The sequence below is a fragment of the Nostoc sp. CMAA1605 genome, assembly GCF_021596505.1.
Classification (GTDB): domain Bacteria; phylum Cyanobacteriota; class Cyanobacteriia; order Cyanobacteriales; family Nostocaceae; genus Trichormus.
This window is the reverse complement of sequence record NZ_PJIZ01000007.1, coordinates 68,647-90,568: the sequence shown is the minus strand read 5'-3', so window position 1 is coordinate 90,568 and position 21,922 is coordinate 68,647. Positions and strand designations below refer to the sequence as shown.

Genomic DNA, 21,922 nt, shown 5'->3' with positions numbered 1-21,922 from the left:
ACTTTCTATACCTTAAAAATTAGCCCGCATCTGCACACCATAGGTTACAGGATCACCAAATCCGGCGGTGACGTTTGGTGCTGGAAACAGAAACCCAGAGGTGATGTAACGTGTATCAAATAAGTTATTAGCATATAGATAAATACCGTATTTTTCGCCTTCATAACCAATGCGAGTATTCACCAAAGCATAGGGGTCTTGCTTAACTTGGTTGGCATCATCGAAATAAGTCACACCATAACCCCGTAGTTCTGCACGGGCAAAAATTCCGCTTTTACTGCGATACTGCACGGCTAAATTACAGGTAACTTCTGGTGCAAAGGGAACGCGATTATCGCTAAAGTCTCCACCTGTAAAGGGATTTCTGTAGTTTTTAAATCTGCTATCTACGTAGCCAATACCAGCGATTAAATTCAATCCTGGTACTGGCTTGGCTGTGAGTTCAAATTCTAAGCCTGTAACTTGCACATTGGCATTAGTGACGTTTCTAAAAAAGCCAAAGTCGTCGGTTAGCAGGACTTGATAATTATCCACGTCTGTTTGGAAAACCGAGAGATTAGCCGTCAAGCGGTCATCAAACCAAGAAGATTTTAAGCCTGCTTCGTAAGTCCAGGAAGTTTCCTCTTGAAATCGCCTTGTATCTTCTGTATCTGCACGATAGTTAAATCCACTTGGTCTGTAACCTTTGGCGATGGTGGCGTATGCCATGACATTCTGATTAAAGCGGTACTGTAAGCCAAACCTGGGGATCAACTCATCACTATTCAGGGTCGCACCACGCACTTCAGCCGTGGGGGGATTTACACTACCATCTGTATTTTCAAACACACGGCGACGGTCAAGTTCAGTATCAGCCGTTTCGTAGCGTAAACCAGCAAATAAAGTCAGGGGGGTAACTGGTTTGTAATCAATTTGTCCAAAGATGGCGTAAGTGTGGCGAGACTGTTCTGCGGATACGCGATCGCTTCCTGCTGCTGGTACGCCAAAGGCAATTGCACCAGCCTCCGTATATTTAAAGGTATCATCAATAACTTTAAAATCCCGTGATTCGTAATATCCACCCAACAGCCAGCGCAACTTTTCCGCATCTTCGGGAGATTGGAGGCGAAACTCCTGCGACCACACAGTAGAATTGATGCCAATAACCTGCTGTAACAAGTCACCAGGAAAGTTATCACCAACTAAGGTATTTTGATTGCTAAATCGCCGTGTGGTGATGGATGTCGCCCGAAAGCCATTACCGTTATAGCTGACTTTCAAGGCTTGGGTATTAGTGCTGAGACGATTAAAACCATCGACTTCTTGAGAAATGGTGAAGGGTTCGGCCGCATTTTGGCGTGAAAAGGTAGGATTGCCATTATCGTTATCACTGGCATAGGTGTTAAATGATATATTCCATTCTGGGGCAGGTGTCCAGAGAATTTGCGCGCGTCCTGTAACTTGCGATCGCTCTCCCACTGCCTGATCTAGAAAGATATTGTCAAATATGCCATCTCGTGCATTGTATGCCCCTGCCAAGCGAAACGAAAGTTGATTGGGGATAATGGCATCACTCAAAGAGAGTTGGAATTCTCGGCTGTTATAACTTCCATAACCTGCGGTAATACCGATTTCTGGCTGATTACTGGGGGGACGAGAAATCACATTCACTACCCCAGCCGGACTACTTCTACCGTAGAGGGTACTTTGGGGGCCGCGTAACACCTCTACCCGTTCTAAATCAATCAACGCAACGTCTAGAAAACCGCCGTAATCAAAGGGAACATCATCAACGTAAAAGCCTATAGTGTCTTGACTGGCTAAAAAGTTAAAGTTATTCAACCCCCGCAAACTGTAGTAACTAAAATCAGCACTCCCTGCTGTGGTGGGTAGAAAAGTAAAATTGGGTGTATTATTGGCGATCGCTTGCAAAGAATTGATTTGTCCGTCTGTGAGTTCTGGTTGGGAGATTACCGTCAGGCTCAAAGGTACATCCTGGGAGGCTTCTGGGCGTTTTTGGGCCGTAACTACCAATTCAATCGGTTCATTGGCCTCCGATGAGGGTTGTGTGGGTGGTGTTTCACTACTAGGTTGGGAGGTATCTGGTGGGGGTGTTGTCGGTGAGACGACAAAAATTAAACCTTCATCACTGTCATCTAACTCGACTTGGGGAATATCTACTTCACCTGTGATCATCACTCGGATACTATTGGCATCCTGATTTATGACTACTACTTCTGTAATACCTGCAAACGGTTTTTCTTGCCGAAATGAATTACCACTAGGTAAACGCAGTTGAGCATTGGGAATATCTGCGATAAATTTATTTCCCTCGCTGTTGTTAGCAATTTGTAATTGTTGAGAAGTAGAATTTTCTAAGAGGATTTCCAGCTTCTGATCAACTATTTGGACGCGAACTCCCACTACTTCCAAAACTTGATTTGGTTGTTGTGCTAATTTTGCTTCCCTCATGCTTGGGGCAAGCTGTAGTGAGTTGGCTATTTTGATTGTCGAATGTGCGGGAGCAACAGGTAACACAGATATGATAGTAGTTAAGCACAAATAAGCAGATAAATTACGTTTTTTCACTGGATTTCCTCACACCCATGAATTACCCAATAGCAATTAAATATAGGAATTCCACTTGATAAATGAACGTACACACGAAAATAGGGAACAGAAAAATGTACGTTTTTCTGTGGAAATATTCAAGATGAATCCTATAGGACTGCTATTTTTTGTTGTGGTAAATATTACTCATGATGTTGAGACAAAATTGCTATCTACGTCAAAAGACAGATTGTCAAACAAGCACTAATCGAGCGGGGTATGAGAGGCGAATCGTGAATTAACACAGCAATTAGATTTATATTCTGGCATCCTGAAATCAATTCTCTATGAAGTTGCACAAAAAAAATCATGTAGAGACGTTGCATACAACGTCTCTACATCACAGAATAAAGCGCATATTCATCACAAAATGGCATTAAACCCCTAAAATCTCGGATTTCTGAGGGCAGAAACCCAGAGAAGGAGACAATTTTACTGAGGTAGGGGTGACTTTTAACAATAACTGTTAACTATTGACTGTTGACTAATTACCAATCCCCTACACTAGAGTAGGGGTTTTTTCATGTCCCTTACTGTTGATTAGGGTGAAATAATGGGATTGTTGACATACTCCTTGACCTAAAGGTACAAGGATTCTCTAAGTCTCACGGCTTAGATTTCTGCTTCTCAGCAACTGCCTCCACCCCAAAGGTTTTTCGGTCTTATGTTTGCTCCACAGACTTTAATTCCCGGATGTCCCTCGGTATATACTTAAAATTTAACACAAAGCCGTCGTAGAACGACGGGGTTTCAAACCCATTTTTTCTGATGAATGCCAAGATCAAGATAAGGATGTCATAAGGGTACTGCCAGCACTATGCCAGAACTACACCAGTCAATTGCCCAACACTATCATGAACGTACTAAATATGAGCCGGAAACCCTTGCAGCCAAAAGTCAAAGGTTAGATTGGGCTAAACAACCAGTACCCTTTAAAGAGTACAGAATCGGTTCTGACATAGACTTGAAACCTTACATCCAAGAAATTCCAGAAACATTTGTCGATGATCCTCAAACTCAATGGTGGCAAAGAATCTCCCGCCTGTTGTTTCGCAGTTATGGCTTGACTGCAAGAATGCCTTCCCTGGGAAATACTGTATATTTGCGTTCTGCGCCTAGTGCTGGGGGGTTGTATCCGGCGGAAGTCTATTTAGTTTCCCGTGGCACACCGTTATTACCACCAGGGTTATATAACTATCAATGTCGCACTCATTCATTGAAGCTCTTTTGGGAAAATGATCCTTGGCCCGCATTACAGGCAGCTTGTTTTTGGCATCCGGCTTTAGAAAGTACCCAATTGGCAATCATTGTGACGGCAGTGTTCTATCGTTCGGCTTGGCGGTATGAAGATAGAGCCTATCGCCGAATTTGTCTAGATACAGGTCATTTGTTAGGCAATATAGAATTAGCTGGTTCAATTACTGACTATCGTCCACATTTGATTGGTGGTTTTGTGGATGAAGCGGTCAATGATTTACTGTATGTAGATCCATTACAAGAAGGTGCGATCGCTGTCTTACCTCTGGCAGATTTATTAGATATTCGGCAAAATTTACCATCAGGATGTACTGCTCTCCCATCCGCAACAGAAACCAATTATCCTTATATTCCCGATGGGGAATTACTGGCATATTTTCACAGTCACACTCAAATTCCCCCAGGTATTACAGGTAAACTCAATTTACCTACAGTTAAACAAGCCAAATCTTTAGAAGATAAATATAATTTCCCTTTTTGTCTCAAAGTCCCCACTGCTACCACTGCCATTGATTGGGGTGATAATTTAGCCAATTTAGAAATTACCATTCATAAACGCCGTTCTACTCGTGCTTACAACGGTGAAGAATTGACTCTAGATGAACTCAAAGCTTTATTAGATTTCACTTATCAACCCCGCAATTACATCAACCAAAATCTTGACCCTGCACCTGATTATTTCGACTTAAATTTAATTCAAACCTTTATTGCTGTTTGTGGTGTCAAAGGACTAGAAACTGGTTGCTATTATTACGCACCCAAAGCGCAAGAATTAAGACAGATTCGGTTTAAAAACTTCCGTAGGGAGTTACATTTTCTCTGTTTGGGACAAGAACTAGGGCGAGATGCCGCAGCTGTAGTTTTTCATACGGCTGACCTCAAATCAGCTATTGCCGAATATGGCGATCGCGTTTATCGTTACTTACATCTGGATGCTGGACACTTGGGACAACGTCTGAATTTAGCCGCAATTCGTCTGAATTTAGGTGTCAGTGGGATTGGTGGTTTTTTTGATGATCAGGTAAATGAAGTTTTAGGTATTCCCGATGATGAAGCTGTTTTATATATCACTACTTTAGGTCGTCCCCGTTAATATTGACTGTGTTTTATTGTCGCTTTTGAATTGGCAGTGTCAAACCAACAGTATAGCTTTGCTTAACGCGTAGCTGATTGTAGAGAAACACCGTCAAATTGCAAAAATTATCTCTATTCTGGCAATAATTGCGATTAAAAATATACTGGATTACTTGTTACCTATGAAGCATGGTGATGCTTTATAGGTAACACATCAGTATATTCACAATATAATCCAAGCACCACTTTATGTTCCAATAATATTTAGATAATTCATAGGTAGATTAATATAGGAATCTTATTTTATTTATGAAGAAGATAAGTATTCGTCTATACTTCTTTCTTCTTGTTCCCTGTGAAGATTGTTCTTTTCCCTAATGCTGTCAATAGTTTCAGTAACCGCATCGGATTTCTATATACACAATTGTTACTTTGGATTAAGTATATGACGGAATTCCCATAAAGCTATCAATCGAGAAATAATGTTATTACCAAATGATGAAAACCGACGGCTCACATCATTACATTCCTATGATATTTTAGACACACCACCAGCAGAAGTCTTTGATAATCTGGTGCAATTAGCAGCCGAGATTTTTGACATACCCATTGTTGTTATTGGTTTCATAGATGCTGAACGCGAATGGTTTAAAGCGAAACAGGGAATCAATGAATCGGAAATACCACGCAATATTAGTTTAGGCAGTCATGTAGTCGCCATCAAAAAATTATTAGTTATTCCAGATATTTTGCAAGATGAGCAATTCGGGAATAATTCCCTGATTTTGTCTAATTCCCATGTACGCTTCTATGCAGGTGTTCCTTTAATTAATGCTGATGGATTTGCTATTGGTTGTTTAGCAATCATGGATTTTGTTACCCGCCAATTTAACTATAAGATGCCAAGTATTTTAGAGAAATTGGCACATCAATTTATGCAGCAAATCGAGTTACACAAAGAAAGGATAACTGCTGTTAAAGACCGGATACATCTTAAGAAAGCACTAAAATTTACGGAAGTCAAGTTAAAAGGAATTATCGAAGCTATTCCTGTACCATTAATTATTTCACGAGTAGTAGACGGTCGAATTCTTTATACTAACTCAGAATTTATCTATAAGTTTCGATTGACCGCAGAAGCTCTAGTTAATCGCTGTATCTCGGAGTTATATCAAAACCCAGATGATCAGACAAAAATCTTAGCAGCATTGACACAAAACGGTTCTTTGATCAATTATGATATCCAATTTAAACGGTCGGATGGCACATTTTTTTGGGCTATTGCCTCATTACAATATTTAAAATTTAACAATGACTATGCAATATTAACTATACTTTATGACATTACAGAGCGTAAAAATGCAGAAGCAAAATTGCAAGAACAGAATTCATTTTTGCAAGGGATTTTTGCGCGGATGCCTTTAATGATTGCCATTGGGAACGAAGACGGGAGAATTGAGTGGGTAAATCAAGAACTAGAAAAGCTGCTAGGCTTCAAACTCCAGGATTTCCAAACACGTAATGTCATAGAGGAATTGTACCCTGACCCTGAATATTATCAGTCTGTAATTAATGTGATGCGTGCTGCTGACGGTTCTTGGAATGATTTTAAAACTACATTAGCAAATGGTCGAGTTCTAGATACTTCTTGGACAAACCTCAGACTAGCTAATGGTCAAATTATTGCCATTGGACAGGACATTACAAAACGCAAACAAACCGAACGCACATTGAAAGCTCAAGCTGAAAGAGAGCAACTCATGCGGACTGTTTCTCAAACAATACATAAATCCTTAAATCTGCCAGAAATTCTCAATGCTACAGTCCAAGAAGTCCGAGATTTACTAGGAGTTGATCGGGTTATAGTTTATCAGTTTGCGGCGGATATGAGTGGTCAGATTGTGGCGGAATCAGTCAAACCTGGTTGGAAAGTGTCTTTGGGTGTAGAGATTCAAGATACGTGTTTTCAGGAAGGTGCCGGAGCAGAATACCACCAAGGTCATAAACGAGCGATCGCAAATATTTATGAAGCAGGATTAACTGAGTGTCACATTCACTTACTAGAACAATTTCAAGTCCAAGCCAATTTAGTCGTACCTATCTTACTAGAAATTGGGGAAGAAAATCTGACTTCTCGTCTTTGGGGTTTATTAATAGCACATCAATGTTCTGCACCGCGCAACTGGGAAACACACGAACTAGATTTACTTGATCAACTTTCTGTTCCCATTGCGATCGCTATTCAACAATCTTGTATATTTCAGCAAGCACAAAACGAATTAATTGAAAGACAAAAAGCTGAAATTAATTTAAGAAATGCTTTAGCCGAAAAAGAAGTCTTGCTCAAAGAAGTGCATCACCGGGTAAAAAATAATTTACAAATTGTTTCTGGATTATTACAGTTGCAGTCACAAAACCTCAAAGAACCGGAATTAATTAAAACTCTCAGAGACAGCCAAAACCGGATTGAATCAATATCAATGGTTCATAAGAACCTATATACATCCACAAACATCGGTCAGATTAATATTGCTGCATATATCGAAAACCTAGTTACCAGTATTCTGATTTCCTACCATATAGCTCCAGGGAAAGTTATGGTAGAAACTGATATTAGTCCCATTGACATGAATATTGATCAGGCGATAGCCTGTGGTTTGATCATCAACGAACTTATGTCCAATTCGCTTAAATATGCCTTTAACGAACAAGAAATTGGCCAAATCACTATTAGTTTATGTATTATAGACAACAATATCGAGATGACTGTTCAAGATAATGGTATCGGTTTGCCAGAAGATTTAGATTGGCAAAATACCAATTCTTTAGGTCTTTCTTTAGTGCATGATTTAGCTACTGAACAATTAGAAGGTAATGTTACTGTACAATGTCTGAATGGCACATCTTTTAAAATCATATTTCCCCAATAATTCAGCATTGATTAATTAATTAAAAAGTGACCAATGACCACGACAAGAATTTTAGTAGTTGAAGATGAAGTAATTGTGGCTAGAACTATTACTAGTCAGCTTAGTCAACTAGGATACACAGTTATAGGTACAGCCTCTTCTGGGAAAGTAGCGATCGCCAAAGCCTTAGAAACTAGACCAGAGTTAGTTTTAATGGATATTATCCTCAAAGGAGAGATGGATGGTATCGATACTGCGAGTTACATTCGAGAATATCTAGATATACCAGTAATATTTTTAACCGCTTATGGCGATGACCATACATTACAGAGAGCTAAGATTACTCAACCATTTGGTTATATTGTTAAACCATTTACTTCTAAAGACTTACGTATCGCCATAGAAATTGGTATATTAAAACATCGCTTAGAACGAGATATTCGAGAAAATCGTGATAAATTAGCCACTTTATTAAATTCCATTAGTGATGCTGTCATTGCAACTGACGACCAAGGACTAATCACATTTATGAATCCTGCGGCTGAAGCCTTAACAGGGTGGAACCGACAAGATGCGATTGGGGAAGATGTAGCGAAAATTTTTAGCTTGATTGATGAAGTTACAGAAGCTAAAATTGAAAACCCCGTCAGAAAAGTTTTAAGAGAACAACAGGTAGTTTATTTAGATGAATTTACCTCTTTAATTACTAAAGAAGGTAAAAGAATACCCATAGGAGATAGTGCTTCTCCAATCATGAGACCACCTGATAAAATTAACGGTGTTGTCATAGTTTTTTGGGATATCAGTGAGCGCAGAAAGACAGAATTATTAGAACAAGCATTGCGGAAAGAAAGAGAAGTTAATTATCTTAAATCTTTATTTATATCTACCGTCTCCCACGAATTTCGTAACCCATTAAGTGTTATTCAAACCGCCGTCGAACTCATAGAATTGCAGGGAGAAAATTTAACAGAATCTAGGAAAGATATCTATTTAAAAAGAATTAAAACCGCAGTACAATCCATGAAAAATTTAATGGAAGATGTCCTATTTATGGGGAGAGCAGAAGCCAAAAGGCTAGTATGTAACCCTCAAAAATTGGATTTACGGAAATTTTGTCAAGAACTAGTTGAAGAATTTACATCTGTAATTACTAGTGGACATGAAGTTATTTTTACCTGTGCTAGTAAACTAACAGAAGCTTATGCAGATGAACAACTTTTAAATTATATGTTAGTCAACCTTCTATCCAACGCCGTCAAATATTCTCCCCATAATGAAGCAATTCGCCTTGATTTAATCTGTGACCAAGAAAAGAATATCGCCATTTTTGAAATTCAAGATGAAGGGATTGGTATTCCTGAAGCTGATCAAAAGCGTTTGTTTGAGTCATTTTACCGAGCTTCCAACACTCAATCAATCGAGGGTACTGGACTAGGCTTAGTTATAGTCAAAAGATGTGTAGAAGCTCATCAAGGAACAATTAGTTTTAGTAGCCAAGAAGGTCAAGGAACTACATTTACAATTACCTTACCTTTAGAGGGGAGTAATGAGTGATGAGTGCTGAGTGCTGAGTGCTGTTAGCGGTAGCGCGGCGTTTAGCCGGTGCTGAGTCATGAGTAATGAGTGCTGAGTAATGACTATTGACTATTGACTATTGACTATTGACTATTGACTAACAATCAATTTTCCTGTCTTACACCACCCACTACTGATCTGACTCCACCGTCGGAAAATGGATCTGTTCCACCTGTCCAATTGAAATCACTAATTCGGATCGTGAAACCACCTAATTCCAGCACAGGGTTATAGCGTAAGGTGATGCCATAGGTGCGCCGACTATACTCTACAATGTAATCGGTGGTGCTTTGTTCGCCTGTATCTAAGTTAATAGATGTTTGAAAGCCTAATTTCAAAGGCCCATAGATTTGTTGTGATATACCAGCACTCAACACCCGATTGTCTACGGAACGGTCAAATAAAAATGGTGATAAGCCACTGTTAATACCTTGGGAGTAAAAAATATTAAAGGCGGTATAGTCTAGAAATGGTCGAGAAAAGTTTCCAATTTGTCCGACTAAGCCGACTGTACCAGTGAGAGTGCTTTGATTATCGCCATTGGTGTAGTAACTGCTAGTACCAGTCACACCAGCAACGGCTTGCAAGTATGGGACTACAGGACGGGGTGTATATTTTAATCCTTCTGTGGCTGTGGCTGGTAGTGGTTTTCCCTGCCATAGCAAAAAGCCTCGGTTGAGAGCTACGCTAGTTTGAAACCGTCCCAAGGAAATGCGATTATTCTCGCGGATGGGATCTAACAAGTCTAGGCGGTCTGTATTGGCGTTAATGTACTGCGCGCCTGCTTGATAGCTGAGATTAATCCCACTGTTACCTAAAGGAATACTGGGGGAAGTAATGACACCACCTAAACTACTTTGAACGGTTTGGAAACCGAGGGTACCGTTATAGAGGCGATCGCGGTAACTATATTCCCAGTTTAAAGTATGGGGGTTAGTATCACCCAAGGTCTGACGTAAGCGCAAACTGGCTTTTAAATTCTCGTCTACTTCGTCTAAATTAAAACTAGTGAGTTCTCCAGAACCTTGAAGTACAGCTTTGGGACTCAAAACAGCGTTTAATCTCGCCTTGATCCCAAACAAAGAAGCGGTATCATCTCCGTCTTGGAAGGCTTTCTGGACGAAAAATTGGGGTGTGACGCTTAGAGTTGTTTTGTCTGTGTCGATGATGGTAAAACCCCGTTCCACAAACAAACCTCCCCGCTTATCTCCATCAAAGCCAGGGGAAACAATAAATGGTGTTGCGTCCCGTTCTCGTCGGTCGATGCGTCGCTGATTGAGGGGGATGGGTAAAGTCAAGCCTTGGTCAAATACTAGGCGTTGTCGCTCAGTATTAATGCGGTCAATGAGGGGAGCTTCCCTAGTTAATGTTACCTTATCGGCTCTTAATTCTAGTTCTGGGGGCGAAAATGGGTCATTAGTAATACGGACATTTCTCGCTTGCCAACCACGGGGATAAAATTCAATTTGTCTAGCTTCAAATCGCAGTCGTTTGACTTCACCGCCGGCTTTTGGTGGGGGAAGATTACTGGCGTTTGTACCCCCAACGGTAAATTCGATTCCCCCAGGACTGCTAACGCCTGTAGTGGGTTGATTAGCACGAATGCGATCGCTTGGGGGATTGGCTGGAACTCCTCCAGTGGTGATATCTGTAGGTAGGAAAGCAAAATCTGTTGATGCTGTGGGGAGATTAATTTCACCCCTACCGTTTTCTAGTTCCCCACTATCTTGTAAAAAATTATAGGTAAAACGCTGTCCCCGTAATACCTGATCCCCCCTGGTGAGTGCAACGTTACCTTCCCCGGCGGCGATTAAGTTGTCTAAATTCACCTGTACGCGGTCTGCATCTACCACCGCACCATCAAACCGTACTACCACATTCCCCTCAGCCGTGACAATTCGCCGTTGTTCGTCGTATTCTTGGCTGTCTGATGTAATCTCTACAATTCTCCGGCGGACTACTGGCGGATTGGTTGGAGATTGAGCCTGTGCTGTGGTAGGAGGAAAGGCGATCGCAGCTGGAATTGGCGATGGGGTTGTTTGATTGCGGGATTTAAACTCAATAATATTTTCAATGGCTTGATTTGCAGGCGCATTATCAGCCGCAGTCACTGAGAGATTGATACTATCTCCAGACTTCTGTAAGGAAATATTGTCTTTGTATTCTTGCTTAGTAAAATCTTCATCCTCAGTGATGGCTTGCGCCTGATTGCTGGTTTGGGGAGGTGCTTGTAGAGAATAATCTAATGGTTGTTGGATGGGATAACCAACTTCCAATGGTTCACCCAAATTCGCTGCACTTGGGATATTACGGGGGGAAAATTCAGGCGCAAAGGCTTCTGGCGCGCTGGTAACTACTGGTTGGGGAGTAACTAATAAATTCTCTGACTGATGATTGGTAGGCTCATTTTCCTTGACTTCCTCTGGCGGTTGAGCATCTGCATTGGGTGATTTTTCCCCCTGCTCCCTGGCTCCCTGCTCCCCTGCTTTTTCACTTACGGGAGGAGTTGGAGTTGCGGCTTGCTGCTCAACATTGGTAACTGAAGAAACTTGCTGATTACTTGCAGATACAGTGACGTTTGCAGGTTGTATGGGTTCAACAAGAGGTGGTGGTGCTGGGGGAAGGGGGGGATGAAGCATAGGGGAACACAATCAACCTAACAAATAGCCAGTTTATAGCCGGAAGGACTATTTTATCCTTTTGCCTTCCGACTGTCGCTTTCTGCTTGTGCATAGCAAGCTTGCAAGGCGAAAAACCTAGCAGCCAATGTCTATCACATTGGCAGTTGCTAACTTCCGGCTGTTACAGATATTTTGTCTAGTTAATTACTCTAGATCCCGACGGCCGGGGTTACGAGCTGGGTCATTAGACAAAAATCCGAACACGAAAATAGCTACGAAGAAAGCTACAACAATATAAACAGCGATTTTTAAAGTTACCATCGGTGATCTCTCCAAGAAGTTATGACAAAAGGCTCTTCCTTAGTGTCTGCCGTGCAGAAAAGATAGCTCCTTTATATTACCCACAGATCGCTCCCTTTGGAGAGGACTACGGTGAGAGTTCAGCACTAAATCCTCCGTAAAGAGCAAGTTGGGGTATTTGTCAAGGTGGGAATCAAAGGGTAGATGTCCTATATCATTGTGGATGCGATCGCATCATCGCTGTTTTTATCTGATTATGAGACGCTGGCTCAAGGCTAAGGTTTCCTAAATCAACACTCAACCATTCCCAATGGTTCATGACCATTCACTGATACTTGCGTGACTCTGCTTTTAATCACCCGCGCCGGTACACCTACAGCCACAGAGAAGGGGGGAATATCTTTATTCACTACCGCACCAGCACCAATGACGCTTCCCTTACCAATAGTCACACCATCTAATACCGTTACCCCATGTCCTAGCCAGCAGTCATCCTCAATCACAATCCCTTGACAAGTCACACCTTGGTATTTAATAGGCTGTGTTGGGTCAGTAAAATTATGATTGTTAGCATAGATTCCTGAATGTGCTGCAATCAGACAACGCTTACCAATTTTAATGTTTCCTGGCCCAGCAATACAAACATCTGGCCCAATAAACGTTTCACTATCAATATCGATACAGGTGTCTGCTAAACAACCAATATCAACATAACGCTCAATCGCTACTCCATCTCTGAGGAGAATTTTATTATTGATGTGTCCTCTAGCATCAAGACGTACACCTTTAAACAGGTGTACTCCATTGCCAACTTCAATACAAGAAGCGTTGATAAATTCCACTCCATCTTGAATGTAGACTGAACGCCCCATCTGAGCAAAAATCTTTCTATACAAGATATTTCTTAATTTTGCGCCTAGAGCTAATGTTGGTAAATCTCCTAGAACTGTGGTGAATAAAAGCTCTTGTAAACGCTGCCATTTTCCATTGAATCGTTGATTATTCATGACCTAATTATCAGATGAATGGTGTTAATAATGCCAAGGCTATAGCGTAAATTAATCGTTGTTTTGGGGAGTAACATTCCTGCTGAAACTTATAGATTGAATAAAAAGAATTATGTATAACTAAAAATCTCTTTCAGTTATCCAAATCTCATGATTCTGTAGATTGTATCTATTTTTCTCTATCAGCACTTGTCAGCATCAGCATCATGAAATATGCAAGATTACGCATATTCTCTGCACGAAATCAGCCTATTGATGAATGTCTGTTATTGCCCACGATTGCAAGATTATTCAGTTATACAATTGGGTACACGCTCAACTAATCACATAACATAAAAGGTTGATGTAGGTAAATATGGGTTTAACTACAAATATGGATATTTAAGAGTTAAACACCACATGATTTAGTGTAGAGATTCTTTTAGCATATTCAGGGATTTCAACTACCTAAAATGTCTGTATTGGCAGCATAAACTACAGATAAGCTCTGTGAATAATCCTCGAATATTTAACACTAAAATCCTTACAATAACCTTTATTTGTTAGTGGTTAAGCTATGTTGACAGCCCAATTTAACAAGATTTTTTCAACAGCAATATATTTTGTACAGCTTGAATTCATCACACGGAAACTCTTATCTGTACAAATAAATATAATTGACGTTGCATTTATCTTGGTTATTCCTGAAGTTTAAATAACCAAGTTAGGGTGGAGTATCTCCCACTTCAGCCATCACATTAAAATTGACCATCGGTGCAAACAAGTAAGCTTTTCCCCGATTGCTATGACGGCTTTCTTGCAACGAATTTCTAGAGTAAATTGCTCTAATCATGTTGCACACAGATGATTTACAAACAACCAACCAAATCATGTTTTGAATTACATGAATGGCTTTTGACAATAATTGTTTTCCAGCATAACACATTTTATTTTATAAATATCAACCCAAAGAAAGGAGTTTTATTTAATATTTCTGACATATGATTGTCTGGCACAATATAAAATTTTCTAATATAGAGTATTCATTAAATCATTGTTTTTCTGTAAACAAAAATACATTTGATTTTCTTGATAAATCTCTAGTTAATCAGTGGATGAATTTGCATAACTAGTAACGAATAAATATAGGAATCCGACTTGATTATTGAAATGATTTGCGTAGATAGGGAACAGGGAACAGGGAACAGGGAACAGGAAAAGAAGTAACAGAGGCATACCGAGTTTTTTCAGAAATCAAATATGATTCCTATACTTAGATTTAGATTTTCTCTCCAAATCAATCGGATTCCTATAGGTGTACTAATTTCTTGCATAAATCAAAGATGATTCGTCTATAAATTGGGGTTAATTTTTATAATCTCTTGAAGATTAGTATAATAATTAGCAAAATAGAATCATAACTAAAGTTAGGTAATCACTATATATATACAGGCTAAAAGCAGTGTTTTCTGGAAAAATTTCCAGACATCACCATTTCATTTAAATCATCGAGTTTTGATTACTGAAGAGTGAGTAATTTAGTAGACATGATGTGTTGCAGTATTTTGCAGTGATTATTTTAATCACTAGAGTTTAACTACTGACTTTTAATTAAATGTTTTTGTAAAGCAACCAGCACAGCTTGAGTGCGATCGCTTACCTCTAATTTTTGTAAAATTGCATGAATATGCACTCGCACTGTCCCCGTGGCAATACATAATGTATGGGCAATTTCTTGATTAGTTTTGCCTGCGGCTAATAGTGACAGAATTTCTTGCTCACGCCCAGTCAATGGATTAGCAAGCTTAGTGATATTGTCTGACTCTGGTTGAGATAGTTCGTAGCTTAAGGAAGAACGAATTTCTTGTGTTGCTGTCGCATCCCACCACGAAGCACCCGCAGCCACAGAACGCAATGCCAAAACTAACTTTTCCGCCGCAATGCCTTTGAGACAGTAGCCCTGTGCGCCGGCTTCAATCAAGCGTGTAATTAAAGGTTTTTGGGAATGGGAAGTGAACACTAAAATTGGCAGGAGGGGATTTTGCTGTTTAATTTGTCTGCAAGCTTCGATACCGCCAATTCCTGGCAACCCTATATCTAATAGCACCACATCTAAAAGATGTTGTTTGACTAATTCGATCGCGGTTTCACCATCCTCAGCCTCAGCGACAATCTCTAACCCTGGTTCTTGTTGCAATCGCACACGCAAACCTAAGCGGAAGAGTTCATCGTCCTCAACAAGTAGAATTTTAATGGGGATAGAGGACATTTCAGGCAGTTAGAGATTGAAAGGGATAAACGGGCAATTTGAACGCAAACATAGCACCAGTTGGGGTTCTGTTCTCTGCCCAAATTATACCCCCGTGGGCTTCAATAATTTGCCGAGATAGATAAAGTCCTAGTCCTGAACCTTTGGCTTGGCGTAAACCAAAAGTGTCACTATGTCCTTGATAAAATCGCTCGAATAAATGAGGTAACTGTTCTGGCTCAATACCTGCACCCGTATCTAGAATTTTTACTACCTGATAAGAATCTTGCGGTTCTAAAACTACTTCTACCCTAGCACCGCGCCGTGAGTGATTAATGGCATTCACCAACAGATTATTAAATACCCTTTGTAGTTGCAGGGTATCGCCTTGAACCCACAATGCCCGTCGCCAATCGGAATCACCATAACTCACCGAAAGATGAACACGACGATTGGCTGCTAATGCAATCAAACTACTAGCCACCTCTTCTGCTAAGTTGCTTAAATCTACTGGTGTTAAGTCCAGCTTTAAGCCTTCAGTGTCGTTACGATAGACATCTAGCAGAGTTTCTACGAGTTGTAGAGAAGTCTGGTGACTACGTGCCATTGTGTCTAATACTTGTTGTTGGGTGGGTGAGACAGGGCCAAATCTTTCTTGTTGAAAGGCAATGATTGTTTCAATTGCGCCCAGCAAAGGTGTTTTTAAATCATGGGTGAGTGTAGAGGCGAAATCTTCTCGGAGTTTGACTAGTTCCTCTTGAGATTCTAGCTTGGCGCGGGTAATGGCGATCGCTTCTTGGGAACGACGCAGGCGATCGCTTAACACACCAGTGACAATCAACGCCATAACAGCGATCGCTCGACTAGCAACTGTGGATACCTTAATTACTTCACTTCCTGGTAAAAAAAGATTCAACATCGTTAAGCATACCGCTACAGTGGTGGCTTGAAAGTTTGCCATCCTGCCAAACCACGAGTTTGTCAACAATATTGGGCCTGTGTAAAGATATCCAAACACATACTCAGTGGGTGTTTTAAACTCCATCACCATCACAGTCACAAACAACCCCAATATGACTGCCAATCTGCTCGATGGTGATTTTTTAGTCAGTAATTTACTCAGAAATAAAAACATTTAAGATATATTTTGAGATTAACTGTGACAACGGCGTTGCGTAAGTCCTTAACTAATGTCCCTATTTGCCGTTAGCGTTGTTTTATGATGGTGTCATTTAAACAATCACTGCTTTATTCCCAATGGTGAACACTAATCCCATTGCCACATTCTACGTCAACCCAGCTACGGGTAAAGATACTAACTCCGGTTCGCGGCAAAGTCCGTTTAAAACCCTGACTCGTGCTTTAAAAGTGACTTCCCCGGCAATTATTCAATTAGCTACGGGGACTTACAGCAGTGCGAATCAGGAAGTTTTTCCCCTGATGATCCCAGAAGGGGTGACGGTGATTGGTAATGAAGCAAATAAGGGTGCAGGTATTGTCATTTCTGGTAGTGGAGAATATCCCAGCCCTAGTTTTGGGGTGCAGAATGTCACTTTAGTGTTATTAAATCAAACTAGTCTTAGGGGTGTGACTGTTACTAATCCCGTTGCTAAGGGAACAGGGGTTTGGATTGAATCAGCCGCCACCCAGGTAGCTAACAATACCTTTACTAACTGCGGTCGAGAAGGGGTATTTACTAGCGGTAGTGCCAAACCTGCCATTCTCGACAATGTATTTTTGCAGAATGCCGCCAGTGGTTTATTTATGGCGCGCAACAGTAAAGGGGAAATTTTACGGAATGTTTTACAAAAAAATCCTTTAGGTATAGCTATTAGTGATTTTGCTGCCCCTGTCATTACCCATAATAAACTTTCAGATAATCGGACAGCGATCGCTCTATCTCGTAATGCCCGGCCGGTGTTGCGTCACAACATCATTCTCAAAAATGCCCAAGGTGGGTTACTCGTTAATGAAAACGCTGTCCCCGATTTGGGTAATACTCAAGATGTCGCCGGTAATGTGTTTAGTGACAATGGCGGCTTTGATATTCAAAATAACTCGACACAGCCTTTGACTTCTGTGGGTAATCAGTTAAATCCTACCCAAGTCAAAGGACAGGTGAATTTTCTGGCGGCTGTGATTGATCAGCCAATTCAGTCAACTAATACGAATTTAGTTGATATTGCGGGACATTGGGCGGCGGCTTTTGTGGAGGCGTTAGTCAATAAGGGTTTAATTAGTGGCTTTCCTGATGGTACTTTTGCCCCTAATGCACCCATCACCCGCGCCCAATATGCGGCGATAATTGCCAAAACTTTTAATTTACCCACGAAAAATCAACCTAGCCCGTTCAAGGATGTCAAATCTGATTTTTGGGCAGCCGCAGCCATTACTAAAGCCGCCCAAATGGGGTTTATTAGCGGCTTTCCCGATGGGACGTTTCGCCCAGGACAGAATTTAACTAAGGTGCAGGCAATAGTCTCTGTAGTTAATGGTTTACAACTTAGTGGTGGTAGTCCGAATGTCTTGAGTGTATACCGCGATCGCGCCCAAATTCCCAGTTATGCCACCAACCCCATCGCCACCGCCACAGAAAAACAATTAGTGGTGAATTATCCTGCAACAGATCAACTCGAACCCCTGCGAGATATTACCCGTGGCGAAATCGCTAGCTTAATTTATCAAGCTTTGGTCACAAGCGGCCAAGAAAAGGCGATCGCTTCACCTTATATTGTCAAAGTGGATGTCGCCTTACCCACCTTCACCGACCTCAGTGGACATTGGGCGGAAGCATTTATTCAGGGTTTGGCGAGTATGGGGATGACGCATGGCTTTGCTGATGGCAGTTACCAACCCAATAAACCCATGACTCGCGCCCAATATGCGGCTTTAGTGGCGGGTGCATTCAATCCTGCACCTAAAAGACCAGCGACAGAGTTTATTGATGTACCCAAGGAATTTTGGGCTTATCAGGCATTACAGATTGCGGCTAGTGGCGGGTTTGTCAGTGGTTTTAGCGATCGCACTTTTCGCCCTGATCAAAATGTCCAAAGGCTACAAGTCATCGTTTCCCTAGTGAATGGCTTGGCATTGTCAGCAAATAATAGCAGTGATGTCACTTATACTGATAGTAGCACCATCCCTGAATATGCCCGTAAAGCTGTAATTACGGCCACCCAAAACAAAATCGTCGTTAACCATCCAGACCCCAAACTCCTCGCGCCCACCAGGGAAGCGACTAGGGCGGAAGTAGCGGCAATGGTCTATCAGGCTTTAGTAGCAATTCAACGTGCGCCAAGTATTAATTCACCCTATATAATTTCGACAGTTAGCAGCTAAACCAGTAAAATGAGAGACATTGTTTTACCGATGCAATATTATTGGTAACAAATTCTACATTTTATTCCCAGGTTAGCTGCCTATAACGACGGCTAGATGATCTGTATATACCGCCAACGGCCAAAAGTCCCATGTCACAATCAATACCTCCTACTTGTGCCAATTTGGCCATCGCCCTATTAACTCACTATAGTTTTGACCTCAGTGGCCACAATGCTGGTGAGTTAGTTCATCGTTGGCAAAAACAGTATCCGCCAGATTGGTTACATTTAGCGGTAATTGAAGCCCTTTATCAAGGACGCTATAAGGGAATTTCTGTACAGCAAATTTTGGCATTTTGGCTGCGTCGGGGTCAGGCTATTTATCACTTCAATATGGAATTTGAACGCCTAATTTGTAGTCAATTTCCCCTGAGTCTGACAGCGACGACTACCAACACCTTAACTTTTCACCAGCCACCAACATCATCTAATCATTTTCTGCCACCTGCGGTCACTTCACCCCCACCAGAAGAAAATAACAACGGTATTCACTTAATGAATGGGAAAGCCGCAGAAACAGTAAAAGCAGCAGAGATTTCAGCAGCACCCAAACAATTAACAGCATCTAGTTTAGGTGTAATGACAGAGGGTATTGAACAGAAGTCAAATCTGGTAGATATTAAAAGTCAACAAAGTAAAAATCCCACCATCGCTTTGAATCATCCTCCCATTGGACAGTTTACTCCCATCAAAAGCGATCGCTCTGAATCATTTACCTCTAAACTCAAAGCTATCTCCGGCGAACAATTATCTAGTGCTTAGTCAATCAGGAATTTGACTTGATGGTAGGGACTGGGGATTGGGGACACTTCGACAAGCTCAGTGCATCGCTGGGGACTGGGAGTAGAGGTTTATTGTTTTCAGAAATCAAATATATGTAAATTTTTTGCGGCTTTGCGCCTTTGCGCGAAACATAAATCATCCCATTAATCAGCAACGCCGTAATTTTTAATAGTTCTCTCTCCTTTTTCAAGGATATTAATTTCTAACGTAGGTGAGATGTTCACTTTAGACCCCACAATTAACTTAGTGAACATCGTGAGCAAATTGCAGATCAGACATGAGAGAACAACTGAATATCAATGGTGTCAGTGTATTTAATCACTTATCGTCTTTGATGAGTGAACTTTATCAACAGCTAGAAACGCGGTTTATCTTACATCCAGACTCTAGCACCAAAGATTTACAAACATACAGCAGTCTAGATGGCAATATCACTGGTTCACTGCAAGCTTATACTGGTGATGGTATTGATTGGCTGACTCATTCTTGGCTAGGAAATGCACAAAAATCATTTGCAGTTATGCGTTTAACTGTGTGGTTGAATGCCTCTAGTCTAGTTCCCCATTTAACTTTTGAGTTTGGGTTAATTCCGCAAATTTTTCTTTATATAGATTATATTCCTCGGATTGAATTATTAACAAATTTAGACTACTTGCAAAAATATTATCAACCAGTTAATTCCACATTTTTACAATTGCAAGATGACTCTCGCTTGACTCGGTTTATTAGTAAAAGTGTTTATATGCGCGCATTTCAATCTCCTGTGAGTTTGTGTTATACCAGCACATCGCCGGAAGTTGTAGAAGTGATTTGCACAGTGGCTAAAAATACTTTAAATCGTTGGTTAACTTGGGTAGATACAGCCGAACAAACGCCAGAAAATGCAAAATTAGCCTTAGCTGAACGGGATTTATTTATTCGTCGTAGTTGTATAGAAAATGACCCTGACAACGAGATGGCGGTGAAGATGTTTGGTAAAGAATTAACAGAGAAACTGGTGCGATCGCTCTCTGGTAGCAAATAATAAACTCACAATGGAAAATTCCTACTTTTATGACAGATTATACTCAACCATTAGAAACATTTCGGGCTTTAGCACTGCAAATTACCTGTCACGCAGTCAATCAAGCACGCGATCGCCAAGAAGCTAGTATACTAATGCAGCAAGCGATCGCCCGTTTAACTCAACAAATCGCTGCTAGTGTTGCCTTTATTGGTGGTGATTGTCGGTTAATTGTCTTACCAGAATATTTCCTCACAGGGTTTCCAATGGGGGAATCTATGGAAGTTTGGGCAAATAAAGCTTGTTTAGAAATTAACGGTGCTGAGTATGAAGCCCTCAGTAATATTGCTCAAAAATATAGTATATTTTTAGCTGGTAACGCCTACGAACTTGACCCCAACTTTCCCACGTTATATTTTCAAACCAGCTTTGTGATTGATCCTAGTGGGACAGTTGTGTTACGTTATCGGCGGTTAAACTCCATGTTTGCCCCTACACCCCATGATGTGTGGGATAAATACCTCGATTGTTATGGTTTAGATGGGGTTTTCCCCGTAGCGAAAACTGCCATTGGTAACTTAGCGGCTTTAGCTTCAGAAGAAATTTTATATCCAGAAGTCGCACGGTGTTTAGCCATGCGGGGCGCAGAAATTTTTCTACACTCCACCTCAGAAATTTATAATAAACATCTCACTCCCAAAGACGCAGCCAAAATCACCCGTGCCGTAGAGAATATGGCTTACGTCATTTCCGCCAACACAGCCGGATTAGCCAATAGCCCCATTCCCATTGGTTCAGTAGACGGAGGCTCAAAAATTATCGATCATCGGGGCTTAGTTTTAGCAGAGACAGGTGCAGGCGAAAGCATGGCCGCATTTGCAGAGATAGATTTAACAGCATTAAGACGCGATCGCCGTCGTCCGGGGTTAAATAATTTACTAGCGCGTCAGCGATTTGAACTATACGCCCAAAGTTATAGTCAATCAAACTTTTACCCAGCCAACACCATGCTAAATCAATCAATAGACCGCAAACATTTTATCCAAACCCAACAACAAACCATCGAACGCCTCAGCGATTTAGGGATAGTTTAGGGGTGAGTGCTGAGTGCTGAGTAATAAGTAATAAGTAATAAGTAATGAGTAATGAGTAATAAGTAATGAGTTTTGACTGTTGACTGTTGACTAATGACTA

At 40.9% G+C, this 21,922-nt stretch carries 14 protein-coding genes; 7 read left to right on the top strand and 7 right to left on the bottom strand.

Annotated elements, in window-relative coordinates:
- Positions 1-12 precede the first annotated feature (12 nt).
- Positions 13-2,451, bottom strand: coding sequence for a TonB-dependent receptor domain-containing protein (locus CV014_RS04520; protein WP_442946882.1), 2,439 nt, complete (start codon positions 2,449-2,451; stop codon positions 13-15).
- A 955-nt stretch (positions 2,452-3,406) separates the two neighbouring features.
- On the opposite strand from CV014_RS04520, the gene CV014_RS04515 reads away from it, so the two are divergent.
- The 3 genes from CV014_RS04515 (at position 3,407) to CV014_RS04505 (ending at position 9,386) form a co-directional block, all read left to right on the top strand.
- Complete coding sequence (locus CV014_RS04515) at positions 3,407-4,939, top strand: SagB/ThcOx family dehydrogenase (protein WP_236140921.1); 1,533 nt, start codon at positions 3,407-3,409, stop codon at positions 4,937-4,939.
- A gap of 463 nt (positions 4,940-5,402) precedes the next feature.
- A complete protein-coding gene (locus tag CV014_RS04510; RefSeq protein WP_236140920.1) occupies positions 5,403-7,850 on the top strand; it encodes a GAF domain-containing protein in 2,448 nt (815 codons plus the stop codon).
- A gap of 33 nt (positions 7,851-7,883) precedes the next feature.
- Entirely contained in the window at positions 7,884-9,386 is a 1,503-nt protein-coding gene (locus CV014_RS04505; protein WP_236140919.1) for a hybrid sensor histidine kinase/response regulator, read from the top strand.
- A 125-nt stretch (positions 9,387-9,511) separates the two neighbouring features.
- Here CV014_RS04505 and CV014_RS04500 read toward each other — a convergent pair whose 3' ends face one another.
- The 6 genes from CV014_RS04500 to CV014_RS04475 form a co-directional block, all read right to left on the bottom strand.
- The gene (locus CV014_RS04500; protein WP_236140918.1) at positions 9,512-12,046 is read right to left on the bottom strand and encodes a DUF3769 domain-containing protein; all 2,535 of its coding nucleotides are present in this window, start codon (positions 12,044-12,046) and stop codon (positions 9,512-9,514) included.
- Positions 12,047-12,232: 186 nt separating this feature from the next.
- Positions 12,233-12,349, bottom strand: a complete 117-nt coding sequence (locus tag CV014_RS04495) for a photosystem II reaction center protein I (RefSeq protein ID WP_015141200.1) — start codon at positions 12,347-12,349, stop codon at positions 12,233-12,235.
- 269 nt (positions 12,350-12,618) lie between these two features.
- On the bottom strand, positions 12,619-13,335 hold the full coding sequence (locus tag CV014_RS04490; RefSeq protein ID WP_236140917.1) for an acyltransferase: 717 nt from the start codon (positions 13,333-13,335) through the stop codon (positions 12,619-12,621).
- Between the two features lie 703 nt (positions 13,336-14,038).
- Positions 14,039-14,236 (bottom strand): hypothetical protein, encoded by a 198-nt coding sequence (locus tag CV014_RS04485; RefSeq protein ID WP_236140946.1) that lies wholly within the window; start codon positions 14,234-14,236, stop codon positions 14,039-14,041.
- Positions 14,237-14,911: 675 nt separating this feature from the next.
- Entirely contained in the window at positions 14,912-15,583 is a 672-nt protein-coding gene (locus tag CV014_RS04480) for a response regulator transcription factor (protein WP_236140916.1), read from the bottom strand.
- 1 nt (position 15,584) lies between these two features.
- On the bottom strand, positions 15,585-16,697 hold the full coding sequence (locus CV014_RS04475; protein ID WP_236140915.1) for a sensor histidine kinase: 1,113 nt from the start codon (positions 16,695-16,697) through the stop codon (positions 15,585-15,587).
- Between the two features lie 122 nt (positions 16,698-16,819).
- Between CV014_RS04475 and CV014_RS04470 the strand changes: the two genes are divergently transcribed.
- The 4 genes from CV014_RS04470 (at position 16,820) to CV014_RS04455 (ending at position 21,822) form a co-directional block, all read left to right on the top strand.
- A complete protein-coding gene (locus tag CV014_RS04470; protein WP_236140914.1) occupies positions 16,820-18,901 on the top strand; it encodes a DUF1565 domain-containing protein in 2,082 nt (693 codons plus the stop codon).
- 131 nt (positions 18,902-19,032) lie between these two features.
- A complete protein-coding gene (locus CV014_RS04465) occupies positions 19,033-19,704 on the top strand; it encodes a hypothetical protein (RefSeq protein WP_236140913.1) in 672 nt (223 codons plus the stop codon).
- 298 nt (positions 19,705-20,002) lie between these two features.
- The gene (locus tag CV014_RS04460; protein ID WP_236140912.1) at positions 20,003-20,749 is read left to right on the top strand and encodes a red chlorophyll catabolite reductase; all 747 of its coding nucleotides are present in this window, start codon (positions 20,003-20,005) and stop codon (positions 20,747-20,749) included.
- A gap of 29 nt (positions 20,750-20,778) precedes the next feature.
- Complete coding sequence (locus CV014_RS04455; protein WP_236140911.1) at positions 20,779-21,822, top strand: nitrilase-related carbon-nitrogen hydrolase; 1,044 nt, start codon at positions 20,779-20,781, stop codon at positions 21,820-21,822.
- Positions 21,823-21,922: the final 100 nt, after the last annotated feature.